The organism is Halomonas aquatica, assembly GCF_040196335.1.
In the GTDB taxonomy this organism is placed as follows: domain Bacteria; phylum Pseudomonadota; class Gammaproteobacteria; order Pseudomonadales; family Halomonadaceae; genus Halomonas; species Halomonas aquatica.
Genome location: NZ_JBEGCJ010000002.1, coordinates 444,251 through 462,539, shown reverse-complemented (window position 1 = coordinate 462,539; position 18,289 = coordinate 444,251). Strand labels below are relative to the sequence as shown.

22 protein-coding genes are annotated in these 18,289 nt (G+C 67.8%); 18 read left to right on the top strand and 4 right to left on the bottom strand.

What is annotated here, in order from left to right; translation table 11 throughout:
• Window positions 1-100: 100 nt before the first annotated feature.
• The 5 genes from ABE960_RS05285 to rloA3 all read left to right on the top strand — a co-directional run bounded on the left by ABE960_RS05285 (window position 101) and on the right by rloA3 (window position 3,908).
• On the top strand, window positions 101-253 hold the full coding sequence (locus ABE960_RS05285; RefSeq protein WP_349761193.1) for a DUF2256 domain-containing protein: 153 nt from the start codon (window positions 101-103) through the stop codon (window positions 251-253).
• Window positions 250-1,548: a DASH family cryptochrome gene (locus tag ABE960_RS05280; RefSeq protein ID WP_349761192.1), complete on the top strand. Its 1,299-nt coding sequence runs from the start codon at window positions 250-252 to the stop codon at window positions 1,546-1,548. The genes ABE960_RS05285 and ABE960_RS05280 overlap by 4 nt, the downstream gene beginning before the upstream one ends.
• Window positions 1,545-2,000, top strand: a complete 456-nt coding sequence (locus tag ABE960_RS05275) for a DUF3429 domain-containing protein (RefSeq protein WP_349761191.1) — start codon at window positions 1,545-1,547, stop codon at window positions 1,998-2,000. The genes ABE960_RS05280 and ABE960_RS05275 overlap by 4 nt, the downstream gene beginning before the upstream one ends.
• A gap of 79 nt (window positions 2,001-2,079) precedes the next feature.
• The gene (locus ABE960_RS05270) at window positions 2,080-3,336 is read left to right on the top strand and encodes a lytic murein transglycosylase (RefSeq protein WP_432765347.1); all 1,257 of its coding nucleotides are present in this window, start codon (window positions 2,080-2,082) and stop codon (window positions 3,334-3,336) included.
• Between the two features lie 20 nt (window positions 3,337-3,356).
• Window positions 3,357-3,908 carry a retropepsin-like aspartic peptidase RloA3 gene (gene rloA3, locus ABE960_RS05265; RefSeq protein WP_349761189.1) on the top strand — a complete coding sequence of 184 codons (552 nt, stop codon included), beginning with the start codon at window positions 3,357-3,359 and terminating at the stop codon, window positions 3,906-3,908.
• Window positions 3,909-3,949: 41 nt separating this feature from the next.
• On the opposite strand, the gene ABE960_RS05260 is transcribed toward rloA3, so the two are convergent.
• Entirely contained in the window at window positions 3,950-4,663 is a 714-nt protein-coding gene (locus ABE960_RS05260; RefSeq protein WP_349761188.1) for a 16S rRNA (uracil(1498)-N(3))-methyltransferase, read from the bottom strand.
• A gap of 114 nt (window positions 4,664-4,777) precedes the next feature.
• Here ABE960_RS05260 and phaR point away from each other — a divergent pair, with 114 nt between their 5' ends.
• The 6 genes from phaR (at window position 4,778) to coq7 (ending at window position 9,038) form a co-directional block, all read left to right on the top strand.
• Window positions 4,778-5,239: a polyhydroxyalkanoate synthesis repressor PhaR gene (gene phaR, locus ABE960_RS05255; protein WP_349761187.1), complete on the top strand. Its 462-nt coding sequence runs from the start codon at window positions 4,778-4,780 to the stop codon at window positions 5,237-5,239.
• Window positions 5,240-5,309: 70 nt separating this feature from the next.
• A complete protein-coding gene (purD, locus tag ABE960_RS05250) occupies window positions 5,310-6,602 on the top strand; it encodes a phosphoribosylamine--glycine ligase (RefSeq protein WP_349761186.1) in 1,293 nt (430 codons plus the stop codon).
• A gap of 37 nt (window positions 6,603-6,639) precedes the next feature.
• Complete coding sequence (locus tag ABE960_RS05245) at window positions 6,640-7,074, top strand: acyl-CoA thioesterase (RefSeq protein ID WP_349761185.1); 435 nt, start codon at window positions 6,640-6,642, stop codon at window positions 7,072-7,074.
• Window positions 7,074-7,946, top strand: coding sequence for a phosphoribulokinase (locus ABE960_RS05240; protein WP_349761184.1), 873 nt, complete (start codon window positions 7,074-7,076; stop codon window positions 7,944-7,946). The genes ABE960_RS05245 and ABE960_RS05240 overlap by 1 nt, the downstream gene beginning before the upstream one ends.
• Window positions 7,947-7,982: 36 nt before the next feature.
• Window positions 7,983-8,327 (top strand): histidine triad nucleotide-binding protein, encoded by a 345-nt coding sequence (locus ABE960_RS05235; RefSeq protein ID WP_349761183.1) that lies wholly within the window; start codon window positions 7,983-7,985, stop codon window positions 8,325-8,327.
• A 66-nt stretch (window positions 8,328-8,393) separates the two neighbouring features.
• Complete coding sequence (gene coq7 / locus ABE960_RS05230; RefSeq protein WP_349761182.1) at window positions 8,394-9,038, top strand: 2-polyprenyl-3-methyl-6-methoxy-1,4-benzoquinone monooxygenase; 645 nt, start codon at window positions 8,394-8,396, stop codon at window positions 9,036-9,038.
• A 120-nt stretch (window positions 9,039-9,158) separates the two neighbouring features.
• Here the strand turns inward: coq7 and ABE960_RS05225 are convergent, their stop codons facing one another.
• The 3 genes from ABE960_RS05225 to ABE960_RS05215 form a co-directional block, all read right to left on the bottom strand.
• Window positions 9,159-9,578, bottom strand: a complete 420-nt coding sequence (locus ABE960_RS05225) for an OsmC family protein (protein WP_349761181.1) — start codon at window positions 9,576-9,578, stop codon at window positions 9,159-9,161.
• Window positions 9,579-9,674: 96 nt separating this feature from the next.
• Window positions 9,675-10,337, bottom strand: coding sequence for an N-acetylmuramate alpha-1-phosphate uridylyltransferase MurU (gene murU / locus ABE960_RS05220; protein ID WP_349761180.1), 663 nt, complete (start codon window positions 10,335-10,337; stop codon window positions 9,675-9,677).
• Complete coding sequence (locus ABE960_RS05215) at window positions 10,334-11,359, bottom strand: aminoglycoside phosphotransferase family protein (protein WP_349761179.1); 1,026 nt, start codon at window positions 11,357-11,359, stop codon at window positions 10,334-10,336. The genes murU and ABE960_RS05215 overlap by 4 nt, the downstream gene beginning before the upstream one ends.
• A 164-nt stretch (window positions 11,360-11,523) precedes the next feature.
• Between ABE960_RS05215 and ABE960_RS05210 the strand changes: the two genes are divergently transcribed.
• The 7 genes from ABE960_RS05210 (at window position 11,524) to glpE (ending at window position 18,287) form a co-directional block, all read left to right on the top strand.
• A complete protein-coding gene (locus tag ABE960_RS05210; RefSeq protein ID WP_349761178.1) occupies window positions 11,524-13,974 on the top strand; it encodes an LPS-assembly protein LptD in 2,451 nt (816 codons plus the stop codon).
• 32 nt (window positions 13,975-14,006) lie between these two features.
• On the top strand, window positions 14,007-14,651 hold the full coding sequence (locus ABE960_RS05205; protein ID WP_349761177.1) for a SurA N-terminal domain-containing protein: 645 nt from the start codon (window positions 14,007-14,009) through the stop codon (window positions 14,649-14,651).
• Complete coding sequence (gene pdxA / locus ABE960_RS05200; protein ID WP_349761176.1) at window positions 14,651-15,691, top strand: 4-hydroxythreonine-4-phosphate dehydrogenase PdxA; 1,041 nt, start codon at window positions 14,651-14,653, stop codon at window positions 15,689-15,691. The genes ABE960_RS05205 and pdxA overlap by 1 nt, the downstream gene beginning before the upstream one ends.
• 172 nt (window positions 15,692-15,863) lie before the next feature.
• Complete coding sequence (gene rsmA / locus ABE960_RS05195) at window positions 15,864-16,682, top strand: 16S rRNA (adenine(1518)-N(6)/adenine(1519)-N(6))-dimethyltransferase RsmA (protein WP_349761175.1); 819 nt, start codon at window positions 15,864-15,866, stop codon at window positions 16,680-16,682.
• The gene (apaG, locus tag ABE960_RS05190) at window positions 16,679-17,077 is read left to right on the top strand and encodes a Co2+/Mg2+ efflux protein ApaG (protein WP_349761174.1); all 399 of its coding nucleotides are present in this window, start codon (window positions 16,679-16,681) and stop codon (window positions 17,075-17,077) included. Before rsmA ends, apaG begins: the two co-directional genes overlap by 4 nt.
• A 31-nt stretch (window positions 17,078-17,108) precedes the next feature.
• Window positions 17,109-17,933, top strand: coding sequence for a symmetrical bis(5'-nucleosyl)-tetraphosphatase (locus tag ABE960_RS05185; RefSeq protein ID WP_349761173.1), 825 nt, complete (start codon window positions 17,109-17,111; stop codon window positions 17,931-17,933).
• A gap of 30 nt (window positions 17,934-17,963) precedes the next feature.
• Window positions 17,964-18,287 carry a thiosulfate sulfurtransferase GlpE gene (glpE, locus tag ABE960_RS05180; RefSeq protein WP_349761172.1) on the top strand — a complete coding sequence of 108 codons (324 nt, stop codon included), beginning with the start codon at window positions 17,964-17,966 and terminating at the stop codon, window positions 18,285-18,287.
• The last annotated feature ends 2 nt before the right edge of the window (window positions 18,288-18,289 follow it).

The following is an 18,289-nucleotide window of genomic DNA, read 5'->3' as shown; positions in this document are numbered from 1 at the left end:
GCGGCCCCGGTCGTTGCCGGGCACACAAGGGCCGGCAGGTGGTATTATTTGTACAAATATTGTACTAATATATTTCGGTGTCCACTTTTCAGGATTTCCCATGCACCGCAAGCCGCATCTCCCCTCCAAGGTGTGCGCGCATTGCGCCCGTCCTTTCGCCTGGCGTCGCAAGTGGTTGCGTTGCTGGGAAGAGGTTCGCCACTGCAGCGAGCGATGTCGCGGCGATGCCCGTCGACTGGAGCGTGCGCAATGAGCCGGACGCTGATATGGCTGCGCAGCGATCTGCGCCTGGCCGACAACCCTCTTTTCCACTTCTCGGCGCCGCCCGAGTCACTGTTGTGCGTCTACGTGCTTGACGCGGCATGGCTGACGCCCGTCCCAGGCCTCGAGGCGCCACGCATCGGACCGTCTCGCCTGCAGTTTCTCTGGCAGAGCCTTATCGAGCTGCGTGGCGAACTGCTCAAGCGCGGCAGCGACCTGCTGGTGCGCATCGACAACCCCGTGGATGCGGTAGCGGCGATGGCCACCGAGCATGAGATCGACGAGGTGCGGGTTCGCGCGGATGCTGGCTGGGAGGAGAGGCAGTCCACCGCGCGACTGGCCGAACGGCTCAACGGTTCCGTGACCCTGTCCCGCCATGAGAGTGGCACGCTGCTCGATGAAGCCTCCTTGCCCATGGCGATCGGCGACCTGCCCGGCAGTTTCTCGGCCTTCCGCCGCAAGGTGGAGGAGGCCTGGTCGGTCCCCGGCGCCGTCCCGGCCCCGGTGACCCTGCCCAGCTGGCCGGAGGGTGCCCCGCGAGGCTTCCCGCCGCTGCACAAGGTCTGCGGCCGAGCGGCTTCCTGGTCGCCGGACCGGCGTGGCGGCTTTGCCTATGCCGGTGGAGAGACGCCGGGATGGGCGCGGCTCGACCATTATCTCCGGGACGGCGGAGCGGTGGCGGATTACAAGCAGACCCGCAATGGCCTGTCCGGATCGGACTTCTCCACACGGCTATCGCCCTGGCTGGCACAGGGCTGCCTGTCCGCGCGCCAGGTACATGACGCCGTGCGCGCCTGGGAGGCCAGGCACGGCGCCAACGACTCAAGCTACTGGGTCATCTTCGAGCTGCTGTGGCGCGACTACTTCCATTGGGCGGCATGGCAGGAGGGGGCGTCGCTGTTCGGCCGACGCGCGCTTCCGACAGCCGCCGATGACGTCCGTGCCTGGTGCGAGGGGCGCACCGGTGTTCCCTTCGTGGATGCGGCGATGCGCGAGCTGGCCGCCACCGGCTGGCTCTCCAATCGGGCTCGCCAGAATGCAGCCAGCTTCCTGCTGCGCGACATTGGGGGCGATTGGCGGCTCGGCGCGGCCTGGTTCGAGCACTGCCTGATCGATCACGACGTCGCCAGCAACTGGGGCAACTGGCGCTACCTGGCCGGGGTGGGTCGCAACACGCGTCCGCGGGCCCTTGACGTTCATGACCAGGCCGAGCGCTACGATCCCGAAGGCGCGTACGCGGACCTGTGGCAGGCGTCTGGCCAGACCCATCGGCCGGAGGTCTCATGATGCGTGCACCGATTCCGCGCCTGCCGCTGTGGCTAGGCCTGGCTGGCCTGCTGCCCTTCCTGATCGCTGTGGCGGCGGCCTGGCTGGCCCCGATCGCCTGGCAGGTCCTCGCCATCCGCGCCTTCCTCGGCTACGGCGCGGTGATCCTTTCCTTCCTGGGTGGGGTGCAGTGGGGTGTCGCCATGTGCCGGGAACGCCCTGGCGAGGCCCCCTTCCGGGCCCGGATGGTGCTCGCGATGGTGCCCAGCCTGCTGGCCTGGCCGGCCCTGCTGCTCCATCCGCTCACCGCTGCCTGGGTGCTGGCTGCGGGCTTTGCGCTGGTGCGCGGCCACGAGCTGTCCCGGGAAGGAAGGGCGAAGCTTCCCGATTGGTACCAGTCCCTGCGCACCCTCCTGACCCTGGTGGTGCTGGCCTGTCACGGCCTCCTGATCTGGCGGCTCATCGGCGCTTGAACGGGCTGGCCTGGCGGACAGTTCTGGGCGATGATCGGGCGGTTCATGGACATGTCCCGCAGGAGCAATGATGAAACGGATGCTGACCCCCTCCCTGCTGCTGGCCCTGCTGGCCGGCTGCCAGGCGACCCCGACCGGCGAGAACAGCGTAGCGCGTGCACAGGAACGCGATACGACGATCACGGTGGCCGTGGTCGATACCGCCGAGCAGTCCGCCAAGGTGGATTTCGAAGGCTGGCTGTCGCGTTTTCGGCGCGAGGCCCTGGCCGAGGGCATCTCTGCATCGACCCTGGCGAGAGCCCTGGAAGGCCTGCGCTATCGCCCTCGGGTGATCGAGCTCGATCGTTCCCAGCCCGAGTTCGTGCGGCCGATCTGGCAGTATCTGGACAGTGCCGTCTCATCGACCCGGGTGACCAACGGACGCCAGCGACTGGCCGAGCATCGCGCCACGGCCCGCGAAACGGAACAACGCTTCGGGGTGCCGGCCGAGGTGATCGTCGCCATCTGGGGGATCGAGAGCAACTATGGCGGGAACTTCGGCGACTTCTCGACTCTGGAGGCCCTGGCCACCCTGGCCTTCGACGGCCGGCGGCGCGACTTCGCTCGTGCGGAACTGCTCGCGGCGCTGCGTATCCTTGACGCCGGGGATATCTCGTCCGAACGCATGCTCGGTTCCTGGGCCGGAGCCATGGGGCACACACAGTTCATCCCCTCCAGCTTCGAGGCCTATGCGGTGGACGGCGACGGCGACGGGCGACGGGACATCTGGGGCAGCATTCCCGACGTGATGGCCTCCACCGCCAACTATCTGGACCGCGCCGGCTGGAAGCCTGGCCAGCCTTGGGGCACCGAGGTACGACTCCCCGACGACTTCGACTACGCCCGGACCGAGCTGACCCACCGTCAATCCAGCCGCGAGTGGGCCGAGCGAGGCGTGCGCACCCTGGACGGGGAGTCGTTGCCCGATTTCGAGATGGCCTCTGTGCTCGTGCCGGGCGGTGCCGAGGGACCGGCCTTCCTCGTCGGCCCCAACTTCCGGGCCATCCTGCGCTACAACAATGCCACCAGCTACGCCCTGGCGGTGGGCACCCTGGCCGACGAGATCGCCGGCCGTGGGGGCGTGGTGCAGGGATGGCCCCGGGAGCAGCGGCCGCTGAGCCGCAGCCAGGTGCGCGAGATGCAGCGCCTGCTCAACCAGCGTGGCTTCGAGGTGGGCGTGCCGGATGGGATCATGGGCCCCAATACCCGCCGGGGCCTGCGCGAGTTCCAGGCCGCCATCGGCACCACGCCGGATGGCTTCGCGACCGTCAGCCTGCTGGAGCGCCTGCAGCGTTGACCCCTGATCCCGAGGAGACCATGAGGCCGACCGGTTACCGCCTGCCCCTGCTTGCCGCCCTTCTGCTGTGTGCCGCGTCTCCGGCCGTGGCCTCCGGCGAGGTTAGGGTCTTCGGCTGGGTGGAGAAGGCGACACTGGAACCCCTGGACGTCGAGGTGAAGGCCAAGCTCGACAGCGGGGCCCTGACCTCGTCGCTGGACGCGCGTGATATCGAGACCTTCGAGAAGGACGGCGACGAGTGGGTCCGCTTTCGCCTGAAGCTAGAGGACGAGGCCAGTGGCGAGACCTTCTCCGAGCGCATGGAACTGCCGCTGTACCGCGACCTCAGGGTGCGCGGTGCGGGTGGAACCGATGAGCGGCCGGTGGTGCTGATGAATGTCTGCCTGGGCGATACCATCTACGAGGAACAGTTCGGACTGCGCGACCGCGAGGAGATGAACTACCCGCTGTTGCTGGGGCGACGTTCCATCGGCCACCTGGGGCTGCTCGACGTGCGAGAGACCTTCCTCACCGAGCCCGACTGTGACGAGGATTCCCCGTTCGTCTCCCATGACCCCGCCGAAGACGACTAGTGCGGCTTGCGGTCCTTCCTTCTGTGCCGCAAAGGTTCGGGTCAGAAGAGCCGGGCGAGCAGGGCGGTGACCGCAGTCTCCACCCGCAGGATGCGCGGCCCCAGGTGGATGCCCTCGCAGCCGGCCTCGAGCAGTCGCTCCACCTCCCAGGGAATGAAGCCACCCTCAGGTCCCACCAGCAGCAGGACCGGCTCATCGAGGCCGCGGGGGCAGCCGTTTGGCATGCCAGGATGGGCCACCAGGCCCCGGCGGCCCTCGAGCAGGCCCGGCAGCCGGTCCTCGATGAAGGGCCGAAAGCCCTTGGCCAGGGTCACCTCGGGCATCAGGGTGTCGCGGGCCTGCTCCAGGCCGAGAACCAGGTGGCGGCGGATCTTCTCGTCATCGAGTTCCGGCGACTGCCAGTAGCTCTTTTCGACCCGGCGGGTGTTGAGCAGGGTGATCCGCTTGACCCCCAGTGACGTGACATGCTCCAGGCTGCGCGCCAGCATTCGGGGGCGCGGCAGGGCAAGCACCAGGTGCACCGGCAGCGCCGGCGGAGGCGCCTGATCCAGGGTAGTGACATCGAACAGTGCCTCGTCGTCGTCCATGGCCAGCAGTTCGCCGCGTCCCAGTCGCCCACCCTCGAGGCCTAGCGTCAGGGTGTCCCCGGGGCGGGCACGATGCACCTCACGAAGGTGCGCCAGTCGGCGCGGGTCGCGCACCCGGGCCAGCCGATGGTTCTCGATGTCCTCGGGGGATAGCAGGATCAGGTTCATGGGGCCACGTCGAGTTGGAGACAGAATAGGGTCTATGCCTTGCATGCATGGTGTCGCGGTGCACAATAGCTCTGATAGGGGCAGCCGCCTCTTCAATGAACAAGGAGCAGCGCCGTGCGCGTGATTCGCAAATATGCCAACCGCAGACTCTATGATACCGAACAGAGCCGCTATGTGACCCTCGAGGACCTGCGGGGCCTGATCATCGACGAGGTGCCCTTCCGGGTCGAGGATGCCAAGAGCGGCGAGGACCTGACCCGCACCATCCTGCTGTCGATCATCATCGAGCAGGAGCAGGCCGATGGCGATGCACAGGTGTTCTCCAACGACCTGCTCGCCCAGTTCATTCGGGTCTACGACATGGCCCAGCCGTTGCCCCTTTCCCGCTACCTTGAGCAGGGCACCAAACTGATGCTGGAGCAGCAGAACCGCATGCAGGACCAGTGGCAGCAGGCCATGCGGCACTCCCCCATGGAACTGATGCGCGAGATGGCCGAGGAGAACATGAAGTTCTGGCAGAAGACCATCAATCAGGGCGGTACCTCCGACGACGACCTGGGAAAGGACAAGCAGTGAGCGGCGCCGCGGGCGAGTTTCTGACATAATGCCGCGACGTTTATTGCACGGTTCTGAGGTAGCACAGCGGATGAAGGTCCTGATCATCGGCGGCGGTGGCCGCGAGCACTCCCTGGCCTGGAAGGTTGCCCAGTCCCCCCGGGTGGATACGGTCTTCGTGGCCCCCGGCAATGCCGGCACGGCCCTGGAGCCGGGGATGGAGAATGTCGACATCGGCGTCAGTGACCTGGAGGGCCTGGTGGCCTTCGCCCGACAGCAGGGCGTCGGGCTGACCATCGTCGGGCCCGAGGCGCCGCTGGTCGAGGGCGTGGTCGACCGCTTCCGCGAGGCGGGCCTGGCGATCTTCGGCCCCACGGCGGGGGCGGCCCGGCTCGAGGGCTCCAAGGCCTTCACCAAGGACTTCCTGGCCCGCCACGCCATCCCCTCCGCCGATTACCGCACCTTTACCGCGGTGGAGCCGGCCCTTGCATATCTCGCCGAGAAGGGCGCGCCCATCGTCATCAAGGCCGATGGCCTGGCGGCCGGGAAGGGGGTGATCGTCGCGATGACCCCCGCGGAGGCCGAAACGGCGGTACGCGACATGCTCGAGGCCAACGCCTTCGGCGATGCCGGCGCCCGGGTGGTGATCGAGGAGTTCCTGCAGGGCGAGGAGGCAAGCTTCATCGTCATGGTCGATGGCGAGACGATCCTGCCCATGGCCACCAGCCAGGATCACAAGCGGGTCGGCGACGGCGACACCGGCCCCAATACCGGTGGCATGGGAGCCTACTCCCCGGCACCGGTCGTCACCGACCGCGTCTTTGAGCGCATCATGGAACGGGTGATCCGTCCCACGGTGAATGGCATGGCTGAGGAGGGTGTTGCCTACACGGGATTCCTTTACGCCGGACTGATGATCGATGCCGACGGCAACCCCAGGGTGATCGAGTACAACTGTCGCTTCGGTGACCCCGAGACCCAGCCGATCATGATGAGGCTGCGATCCGACCTGGCCGAGCTCTGCCTGGCCGGGGCTCGCGGCGAACTGGCCGGCCAGACCTGCGAATGGGATCCGCGAGCCGCGGTGGGCGTGGTGCTGGCCGCCGGCGGCTATCCGGGCAGCTACCGCAAGGGAGACGTCATCGAGGGCCTCGACGCCGCCGAGGCCACTGGCTGCAAGGTCTTCCATGCCGGCACCGCCGCGCGGGATGGCCGGGTGGTAACGGCCGGCGGCCGGGTGCTCTGCGTCACCGCCCTGGGTGATGGCGTCGGCGAGGCCCGTGATCTGGCCTATCGGGGAGCCGCGGAGATCGCCTGGCCCGACGTGCTCTACCGCCATGACATCGCCCACCGGGCCATCGCCCGGGAGCGCGGGGAGGCCTGACGGCGGGCGTCTCCGAACAACAGGATCAGGAGCGAGGATGGAGCGTGTCAGACTGAGCTTTCCCGTCGATGACGTGGTGCATCGCCACCCGCTGACGGTGCGCATCACCGACATGAACTACGGTCGCCACCTGGGTCACGATGCGCTGGTGTCGCTGCTGCACGAGGCCCGGGTCGCCGCGCTGGCCTCGCGCGGGCTTCACGAGTGGGACCTGGGCGGCTTTCCCTGTGTGGCGGCGGACCTGGCCGTGCAGTACCAGGCCGAGGCGCGCTGGCCCGATGCGCTGGTGGTGGAGACCGCCATCCCGGCGCCGGGACGCAAGGCGATCAGCGTCTATCATCGTATCCGGCGCGAGGCCGATGCCACGACCGTGGCCACCGCCCGGATCAACCTGATGCTGGTCGACCCCGCGAGCGGTCGTCCGGTGGTGATCCCCGATGTCGTGCGGGATGCCCTGGCAGGAGCGCGCTGATGTCACGGGAGTATCCGATCATCGCCCTAACCGGCTCCTCCGGGGCCGGCACCACCACGGTGAAGCGCACCTTCGAGCGGATGTTCGCCCGTGAGGCCGTGCATGCCGCCATGGTCGACGGTGATGCCTTCCATCGCTATACCCGAGAGGAGCTGGCGCGGATCATCCTCGACGAGCCCGATCGCAAGGATGAGCTCTCCCACTTTGCGGTGGAGGCCAACCTGCTCGACCGGCTCGAGGCGCTGTTCCAGGAGTATGGCGAGCATGGCAACGGCAGCTTCCGCCACTATATCCATGCCGAGGACAAGGAGATGATCGAGGCCGGCTACCAGGTCGGCACCTTCACCGAATGGCAGCCGCTGCCCTGCGGCACCGACCTGCTCTTCTACGAGGGACTGCACGGGGGGCTGGTCACCGCCGAGATCGATATCGCACGCCATGTCGACCTGCTGGTTGGGGTGGCGCCGACCATGAACCTGGAGTGGATCCAGAAGATCGATCGTGACATGCGCCACCGCGGCTACTCCCAGGAAGCGGTGATCGACACCATCCTGGGGCGCATGGATGACTATGTGCGCTACATCCAGCCGCAATTCTCGCGTTCCCATATCAACTTCCAGCGGGTGCCCACGGTGGACACCTCCAACCCCTTCGAGGTCCAGGATATCCCCACCGACGCCGAGTCCTTCGTGGTCATCCGCTTCCGCGACCCGGCCACGGTGGACTTTCCCTACCTGCTGGCGATGATTCAGGATGCCTTCATGAGCCGCCCCCACACCCTGGTGGTGCCGGGCTCGCGCCTGTCGTTGGCCATGGAACTGATCCTGGGGCCGCTGGTGCGCCACCTGCTGGCCCAGCGCCGCTTTCGCTGATGCCGGAACCGATCACCACGCAAGGAGACACCGCCCATGGATTGCCTGTTCTGCAAGATCATCGATCGTGAGATTCCCGCCGACATCGTCTACGAGGACGATCACGTGCTCGCCTTCAACGACATCAATCCCCAGGCACCGACCCATATGCTGATCGTGCCGAAGCGGCATATCGCCACCCTCAACGACATCGAGGAGGACGGCGACCTGGCGCTGGTGGGGCGCCTGCAGTTCACCGCCGCCAAGCTGGCCAAGCAGGCCGGCTTCGCCGAGGATGGCTACCGGGTGGTGATGAACTGCAACGATCAGGGTGGCCAGACTGTCTACCATATCCACATGCATCTGATGGGCGGCCGTCGCTTCACCTGGCCGGCTGGCTAGCCGGCGCCTCGCGCCGCGCGCGATCAGGCGTATGACGCTTCAGTTGCCTTCTCGAGAGACTCCATCATGACCCGCTCCCATTCCCGCGCCGACAACCTGATCCAGCAGTTCGATGCCGTGCTGAGGACCCTGGTGCCCCACGCGGCGTCGCCCTCGCGGCCCACCCCCGCGACCGAGGCGGTGCATGACGAGCCGATGAGCGAGGAGGAACGACGGCACGCGGCGGGACTGATGCGCATCAACCACACCGGCGAGGTGTGCGCCCAGGCCCTCTATCAGGGGCAGGGGATGACCGCCAAGCTGCCGGAGGTGCGCGGCCAGATGGAGCAGGCCGCCCAGGAGGAGATCGATCACCTGGCCTGGTGTGACGCACGGCTCCAGGAGCTGCACGACCGTCCGAGCCTGCTCAATCCGCTCTTCTACGCGGCATCTTTCGGCCTGGGGGCCACCGCTGGTGCCGTGGGTGACCAGGTCAGCCTGGGCTTCGTGGCCGCCACCGAGGAGCAGGTCGGCCAACATCTGGAAGAGCACCTGGTCAAGCTGCCGCCGGCCGACCATCGCTCCCGCGCCGTGCTTCGCCAGATGGCCATCGACGAGGCCCACCATGCCCAACTGGCCCTGGAGGCGGGGGGCAGCCGCTTCCCCGCCCCGGTCAAGCTCGGCATGAAACTGATGTCCAAGCTGATGACCAAGAGCGTCTATCGCGTCTAGCGTGAACCAGCCGGAAACGAAAGACCCCGCCGGAATCGATGTCCGGCGGGGTCTTTCATGTTGAACAGGTCGACAGGCAACCGCCCGCGCTGGCGCGACAGCCCCCGGCCGTGCTGGCGTCTACGCCTCGACGACGGTGTAGGAGTGGGTGATCTTCACGCCGCCCTTGACCAGCATGATCGAGGCGCTGCAGTACTTGTCGGCGGAGAGCTCCACGGCGCGGGCGACCTGCTTCTCCTTGAGGCCGCGGCCGCTGACGGTGAAGTGCACGTGGATCTTGGTGAAGACGCTGGGCACCTCGTCGGCGCGCTCGGCCTCGATGCTGGCCACGCAGTCGGTAACGTCGGCACGGGCCTTGTCCAGGATGTTGAGGATGTCGAAGGCGGTGCAGCCGCCCATGCCCATCAGCATCAGCTCCATGGGCCGCGGGCCGGTGTTGCGGCCGCCATTGTCGGGCGAGCCGTCGATGACCACGCTGTGACCGCTGCCGCTCTCGGTGACAAATTGACGACCGTCGGTCCATTTCACGCTGGCTTTCATGGGATCGGCTTCCTTGGGTTGAATTCGATGACAGCAGGCCTGGCAGCATACCAGCTGCCGAGCGGCGGCTCAGCCCCCCCCCGGCGGTGATGACCGTTACTGGCGAAGTCGGCGGTCGAGTTCGGCCAGACGCTGGGGGGTGCCCACGTCGATCCAGGCGCCTCGGTGGTGGGTGCCTCCGATACGATCTTCGGCCATGGCGCGCCTGAGCAGCGGGGCGAGGGGAAAGGCCCCGGGGGATTCACCGGCCACCAGGGCCGGGTCGATCACGCTAAACCCGGTGAAGGTCAGTCTCGGCTCGCCGGACTCCCGGACCCGTCCCTGGGCGTCAAGGTGGAAGTCGCCGCCCGGATGGTGGTCGGGATTGTCCACCAGCACCAGATGCGCCAGGTCGTCGCCCAGGTCGGGCAGCCTCGACGGATCCAGGTCACACCAGATGTCGCCGTTGACCAGCAGGAAGGGGGCGTCGCCCAGCAGCGAAAGGGCCTGGTGGATGCCGCCGCCGGTCTCCAGGGGAGCCTCCTCGCGACTCCAGGCGATGGACACGCCATGGGCCGAACCGTCGCCCAGCGCCGCGATGATCTGCTGTGCCCGGTAGCTGACGTTGATCACCACCTCGGTGATGCCCGCCGCGCGCAGGCGGTCGAGGTGGTGGACGATCAGCGGGCGACCCGCCACCTCGAGCAGTGGCTTGGGGCAGTGGTCAGTGAGCGGGCGCATGCGGGTGCCGAGCCCCGCGGCCAGGATCATCGCCTTCATGCGCTTTCCTCCAGGCGCGCCATCAGCGCCGGGCGGAAGGTATCGGCGAGCCAGCTGCGCAGGCCCTGGTGGCCGGGCAGGTCGACGAGGCTGTCCTCCAGGTGGTCGAGGAAGTGCGGCAGGCGCTCGAGGTAGCCCCGGCGAGCATCGCGCAGGGTCAGCCGGCAGAAGATGCCCAGTACCTTGAGCGAGCGCTGGGCGGCCATGGCCTGCACCCGGGTAAGGAAGGTCGCGGCGTCGACGCTCGCGGGCAGCCTTCCGTCGACGACGGCCCGGGCACGGAAGGCTTCGGTCCAGGCGGCGAAACGCGCCTTGGAGAAGCGGCAGTAGCGCCCGCGCAGCAGCGAGATCAGGTCATAGCTGAGGGGGCCCGCCACGGCGTCCTGGAAGTCGATCAGGTGCAGGGCGTCGTCCTTCACCATCAGGTTCATTGCGTCAAAGTCACGATGCACCGCGACCACCGGCTGCTCCAGGGCCTCGGCGATCAGCGCCTCGCGCAGTGCCGCCCAGTCCGGCGGCGGGGCCATGTCCAGCCACTCCCCCAGGCACCAGTCGGGGAAGAGGTCCAGCTCGCGGCCCAGCAGGGCGGCGTCATAGGCGGGCAGGCCATCGACGGGGGCGCGATTCTGCAGCCCGTGAATCAGCGCCATGGCCCGCTCGTGCCAGGCCAGGGTGGCGGGGTCGTCCTCGTCCTTCAAGCAGTCCTGAAGTGGCGTGTCGCCCAGGTCGTCGAGCTCGATGAAGCCTGCTGCCAGGTCCACGCCGTGCAGGGCCGGAACCGGCAGGCCGGCCGCGCGCCACTGTTCGGCGATGGCCACGAAGGGGTGGCTGTCTTCCCGGTCGGGAGGGGCGTCCATCAGCATGCGGGTCGTGCCATCGGGCAGTTGCAGGCGAAAGTAGCGCCGGAAGCTGGCATCGCCGGCGGCCAGCCGCAGGTCGATGGCCTCTCGAGAGAGCCCGTGACGTTCGGCCGCCCAGGCATGCAGGCGCTGCGTTCGCGTGGGGTCGTTGGCCTCTGGCATCGTCGTCTGGCTCCTTGGTGAGGGTGCGGATGCGGTTGACGGCCTCGTGGGGTCCCCGCATGCTGAGTTCCCGACATCGTCGGCGATGGCAGGACACACGCCGGCGGCACAGGCCGGGTGCGGCCTGTATAATACCGATTCACCCCGCCAAGGACATCGTGAGCATGGGCAAGCGACTCTCGTGGACATGGAAGGCCCTGGCAGGCCTGGCTGGCGCCGGCCTGGCGAGCGGGCCACTTTCGGCGGCACCTCCCGAATCGCTGCCGGCGGACCAGCTGGACTGGCAGCCCTGGGGCGAGGCACGCCCCGTCGGCGAACTGTGTCGCGGCCGCTACGTGATGCCGGACTACCTTCTGCCGCCGCCCTCCGGCGAGAAGGTCGCGAGCGAGTCCGACAACGTCGATTACGGTGCGGATGGCGAGACCCGGCTCGGCGGTGAGGTGCTCCTGCGTCGCGGCGACGCTCAGCTCGAGGCCCCTCGAGTGCGGGTGCCCGACAGCCGCGAGACCGCCTATGCCGAGGGCCCGCTCACGCTGCGCGACCGTGGCCTGCTGGTGCGTGGGGCATCCGCCGAGCTCTCCCTCAACAGCGACGCCGCGAGCATCGACACGGCCCACTATGTGGCGCATCAGCAGCGCCTGCGTGGCGACGCCGTTCGCCTGGCCCGCCTCGAGGACGGCCGCTATCGTCTCACCGAGGCGAGCTTCACCACTTGCGAGCCGGGCAGCGACGTCTGGCGCCTGGTGGGCAACGACATCCTGCTCGACCGTGAGCGCGGCGTCGGCACCGCCAAGCACGCTCGTCTGGAGGTGGGCAAGGTGCCGGTCTTCTACTGGCCCTGGTTGCGCTTTCCCCTCGACGATCGGCGTCAGACCGGCTTCCTGTGGCCGCTGCTGGGGCTCTCCGCGGACTCGCTCGACTATGCCCAGCCTTTCTACTGGAACATCGCACCGGATCAGGACGCCACCCTGACGCCGCGCTGGATCAGCGACCGCGGCCTGCTGCTGGGTGGCGAGTATCGCTACCTTTTCGAGGATGATGCCGGCCAGGTCGAGGGTGCCTACCTGGCCGATGACGACGGCGATCCCGATGGCGACCCGAGCTACGCGGGCGAGGATCGCTGGTACCTCGATTACCGGCACGCCGGGCGCCTGGATGCCCGCACCCCCTACCGGCTGCGCTATGGGGCGGCCAGCGACGGCAGCTACTTCGATGATTTCGGCCAAGGCTTCGGTGAGGGTGAAGTCTCCAGCATGCCGCGCCTGGCCCAGATCGACCACCATGGCGACGTCTGGCAACTGCAGGCCAAGGCCCAGGGCTACCAGAAGCTCGACGACCCACTGCTGCAGCGCGACAAGCCGTTCTATCGCCTGCCCAGCCTGACCGCCGATGCCGGCTGGTCCCAGGGCAGCGGCTTCTACCAGCAATGGCGCTCCAATGTCACCTACTTCTGGCGTGACGTGGACGAAACCACATTGCCGGGAAAGGAGCGCTACGACCGAGAATCGGCGGTGGGAACCCGCCTGCACCTCGCGCCGGCCACGGGCTGGCGCATGGACGAGAGCTGGGGCCACCTGGAGCCGCGAGTCGAGTGGCTCGCCACCGCCTACCGGCTGGATTACGGCGAGCGAGAGACCGATAGGGATGAGAGTCTCACCCGCAACGTGCCGGTGAGCACCGTCGACGGGGGGCTGGTCTTCGAACGGGAGTTGGCGCTGGGGGGACGCGAGTACCGCCAGACCCTGGAGCCGCGTGCCAACTACGCCTACGTGCCGGCGCGGGACCAGACCGACTTCCCGGACTTCGACACCGCCGAGCGCGCCTTCTCCTGGAACCAGCTCTGGTCGCCCTACCGCTTCTCCGGAAGCGACCGGGTGGGCGACCTCAACCGCGTCTCTTTAGGCCTCGAGTCACGGTTGCTGTCGGACGCGACCGGGCGCGAACAGCTCTCTTTGGGCGTGGGGCAGGCCTACTACCTGGAGGATCGCTCTATCGGCATGGACGGGGATCCTGACAAGTATGATCGCGATGATTATGCGAATTTCAACGACTACTATCGCGCCACTCGCGAGCGCTCGCCGCTGGTTGCCCGGGCCGACTGGCGGATCACCGACCAGTGGCGGACCCGCTGGCAATGGATCTATGACGACAACTTCGAGCAGACCGAGAGCACCTCGCTGGGCCTTCAGTACCTGGCACCGGCCGGCCACGTGGTGAACCTCGGCTATCGCTGGCAGCTCCAGGACTTCGATCCCTCCTTTGAGGACGAGGACCGGCTGACCTACAACCGCGAGGAATACGATCTGTCCTTCGCCTGGAAGGCCAGCCGGCAGGTGGACCTGATAGGTCGCTTCACCTATGACAACACCAAGGACCGGGCCCTGGACCAGCTGGCGGGTGTCCAGTGGAACGACTGCTGCTATGGTCTGCAGCTGGTCTGGCGCGAGTGGATCGACGATAACGGCACCGCCAACACCACCGAGGATGATCTCACCGACCGGGGGGTCTTCCTGCGCTTCGTGTTCAAGGGGCTGGGAGGCCTCGGCGGCGAGGCCGAAAGCTACTTCGAGCAGGCGGTGCCGGGCTACCGAGCCGCCGCCCTGGGCCGGCCCTGAAACATTCGACAATGACGAGAGGAAAGAGAGACATGCGCAGCCGACGTATCGCCACCCTGGCGCTGGCCCTGTGCCTGGCCAGCCTCCCCCTGGTGGGGCAGGCACAGGAGTCAGCTTCCACGGAGCGACAGCAGCTGGATCGCATCGTGGCGGTGGTCAATGATGGTGCCATCATGGCAAGCGAGCTCGAGGAGCGTGTCGCCCAGGTCAGCAACCAGTTGGACGACCGGGGGCAGGGGGTGCCGCCCGACGATGTCCTGCGCCAGCAGGTCCTGGATCGCATGGTCGTCGAGGAGATCCAGCTGCAGATGGCCCGTGAGGCCAACCTGAGCGTCGATGACACCGAACTCAATCGTCAGGTGCGGGCCATCGCCGAGGGCAACCGCATGACGCTGGAGCAGTTTGCCGATGCGCTCGAGGCTGACGGCCTGTCACTGGGCGTGGTTCGCGACCAGGTGCGCCGGGAACTGCTGATGCGCCAGCTGCAGCAGCGCCGGGTCGCCAGCCGGGTCGATATCTCCGAACGCGAGGTGGATCGCTTCGTGGAGCAGCAGGGCGCCAGCCGTGACCAGGCCCGCCAGGCCCTGTTCCAGCGCAAGGTCAACGCCGAGATGGAGGAATGGATCCAGGAGATCCGCAGCCAGGCCTTCGTCGACGATCGCCTCATGGAGCGTTGATGTCGCCGGCTGATGCGCCCGTGCTGGCCCTGACCTGCGGCGAGCCGGCGGGTATCGGGCCGGAGCTGGCCGTGATGCTGGCCGACGACGGGGTGATCCCGGCCCGGGTGGTGGCGGTGGGTGACCCGGCCCTGCTAGCCGAGCGAGCCGCCATGATCGGACGTGAGGTCCGGGTCCTGGAGCTCGATCGTGACGAGCCTCCCCCCGCGGCGCGTCAGGGCGTGCTGCCGGTGTGGCCCGTGACGCTGCGGGCCGCGTCGCGCCCCGGCGAGCTCGATACCGCCAACGCCGACCATGTGCTCGAGACCCTGGATGTGGCGCTTGCCGCCTGCCGGACCGGCCAGGCGGCCGGCATGGTCACCGCCCCGTTGCACAAGGGGGTGATCCTGGAAGCCGGCCATGCGGGCTTTACCGGCCACACCGAGTACCTGCGAGATGCCTGCGGGGTCGACGAGGTAGTGATGATGCTGGCCACCGACAGCGCCCTGCATGCCCGCGAGGCGAACTGGCAGGGTAATGCCGCATTGCGGGTGGCGCTGGCCACCACCCACCTGCCGCTGCGCGAGGTGGCGGATGCCATTACCGGTACCCGGCTCAAGCGTCTGCTGCACATCCTTCATGCCGACCTGCGTCGCTGGTTCGGCGTGGAGCAACCGCGTATCGCCGTCTGCGGCCTCAATCCTCACGCGGGGGAGGGCGGCCACCTGGGTCGCGAGGAGATCGATGTCATCGTTCCGGCCCTCGCGGCACTGCGCGCCGAGGGGCTGACCCTTGACGGCCCCCTGCCTGCCGATACTCTGTTCACCCCGCGACACCTCGAGGGCGTCGACGCGGTGCTGGCCATGTATCATGACCAGGGCCTGCCGGTGCTCAAGTATGCCGGCTTCGGTCGTGCCGCCAACATCACCCTGGGCCTGCCGCTGGTGCGTACCTCGGTGGACCACGGCACGGCCCTCGACCTGGCCGGCACGGGGCGTGCCGACCTCGGGAGCTTGCGTGTGGCGGTGGCCCTGGCCGCCGAGATGGCGCGGCGTGCTTAAAGGGGCGTCGGGGATAGAACGAAGCGGAGGTCCTGTTCCTGTGATGGAATCGGCAGTGCCAAGGGTTTAGCTTACAGCGCTTCCGCGATGGACCGGCACCCCGGTGTTTCTCGCCGTATCAGCCCCGAACAAGATTCAGAAGAAGATCACAGCGACAGAAGGACGACCCTGAATGGCATCCCCCTCCCCGGTTCACCGGGCTCGCAAACGCTTCGGCCAGAACTTCCTGCGCGACCCCGGCGTCATTTCGCGGATCGTGCGCGCCATCGGCCCCCGGCCCGGCGACCGGATGGTGGAGATCGGGCCCGGTCAGGGCGCCCTGACTGAGCCGCTGCTAGATGCCGCCGGCGGCCACCTCGAGGTGATCGAGCTCGACCGTGACCTGATTCCAGGACTGCGGGTGCAGTTCTTCGACAAGCCCGGCTTCATCATCCACGAGGGCGACGCCCTGAAGGTGGACTTCCGGGCCCTGAGAGGCGACGGGCCGGCGCTGCGGGTTGTGGGCAACCTGCCCTACAACATCTCCACGCCGCTGATCGCCCACCTCCTCGAGGCCGGCGATGCCGTGGCCGACATGCACTTCATGCTGCAGAAGGAAGTGGTCGAGCGCCTGGCCGCGACTCCGGGCGGTCCCGACTGGGGGCGGCTGTCGGTGATGGCCCAGTACTACTGTCGAGTCTACTCGCTGTTCACGGTGCCGCCGGAGGCCTTCGTGCCCCGCCCCAAGGTGTATTCGGCCATCGTTCGCCTGACCCCTCACGAGGCCCTGCCACATCCGGCCCTCGATGAGGGGCTACTTTTCAACCTGGTGCGCGAGTCCTTTGGTCAGCGGCGCAAGACGCTGCGCAATAACCTCAAGGGACGCATCGACGCCGCCGCCCTCGAGGCGCTCGACATCGATCCGGGCCGCCGCCCCCAGACGCTCGGCGTCGAGGAGTTCGTGCGTATCGCCAACCACCTGGCCGCGGCCGGAGAAGGAGAGGCCTCATGACCCAGACGGCTCCCGAAGGGCTCGACAGTGCCATTCGCGTCGACGTATCGCCGGACTTCCGCCTGGACGAGTCCGCCCCCGATGAACAGCGCTTCGTGTTCAGCTATTCCGTCACCGTGCACAACGACTCCGGGCACAGCGTTCAGCTGCTCGCCCGTTACTGGAAGATCACCCAGGGCAGCGGCAAGGTGCAGGAGGTGCGTGGCAAGGGCGTGGTGGGCCAGCAACCGCTGATCGGCCCCGGAGAGAGCTTTCGCTACACCAGCCGAGCGATCCTCGACGGCCCGGTGGGGGTGATGGAAGGCGCCTATACCTGCGTCGACACCGCCAGCCAGCGTCCCTTCGAGGTGGCCATCGCCCCCTTTCGGCTGGCCGGGCCCAACCAGGTGCACTAGGGTCGATGACACGCATCGCCAAGGAGCCGACATGACCACCTATGCCATCGGCGATCTTCAGGGTTGCCACGAGGAGTTCGTCGCCCTGCTCGAGCGGCTCGACTTCGATCCGCGTCGTGACCGGCTGTGGCTCGCCGGCGATCTGGTCAACCGTGGCCCCGGCTCTCTTGATTGCCTGCGCGAGGTGATGGCACTGGGCGAAACCGCCATCACGGTGCTGGGCAACCACGACCTCCACCTGCTGGCGGTGGCGCGGGGAGGTGCCCGAGAGAACCGCAAGGACACCCTCTCGACGATCCTCTCCGCCCCGGACCGCGAGCGCCTGCTTGACTGGCTGCAGTCGCGGCCGCTGCTGGTGCGTCGGGAATCGCCGGAGCATGGCGACATCGTCATGATCCATGCCGGCCTGCTGCCGCAATGGTCGGTCGAGCAGGCCGCGAGGCGCGCCGAGGAGGCCGAGGCCCGGCTCGCGGGCGAGGGGGCCGGTGCCTTCCTCGAGCAGATGTACGGCAACGAGCCGGCCTGCTGGCGCGACGACCTCGACGGCATCGAGCGGCTGAGGATGATCATCAACGCCTTCACCCGCATGCGCTTCATCGATGCCGCCGGTTGTCTCGATTTCGCCGCCAAGGAGGGGCTCGACAGCGCGCCGCCGGGTTTTGCCCCCTGGTTCCAGTATCCCCGCCACGACGACCCCTGGCTGCTGTTCGGCCACTGGGCCGCGCTGCAGGGCGAGACGCCGGCGAGCAGGGTGCGCGCCGAGGCGCTGGACACCGGCTGCGTCTGGGGCAGCCGCCTGACCGCCCTGGACCTCGAGAGCGGCCAGCGCGTCAGCGTGCCCAGCCGCCAGGGTTGAGCCCCACTCATTATCTACCATGAGGCTTCCATGACGACCTTCCAGCATCTCGATATCCCGACCCTGACCGGCTGGCTAGAGGGAGACCAGGCCCTCACCCTGGTCGATATCCGCGACCCGCAGAGCTTCGCCCAGGGCCATATACCCGGCAGCCGACGCCTGGACAACGACACGGTCGGCGCCTTCATCGAGGGCGCCTCACGCGAGGCGCCCCTGGTGGTGGTCTGCTATCACGGCCACTCCAGCCAGCAGGCGGCGGCCTGGCTTGCCGGCCAGGGCTTCGACGAGGTCTACAGCCTCGATGGCGGCTTCACCGACTGGCAGCTTCGCCATCCCGATCGTGTGGAGCACTGAGA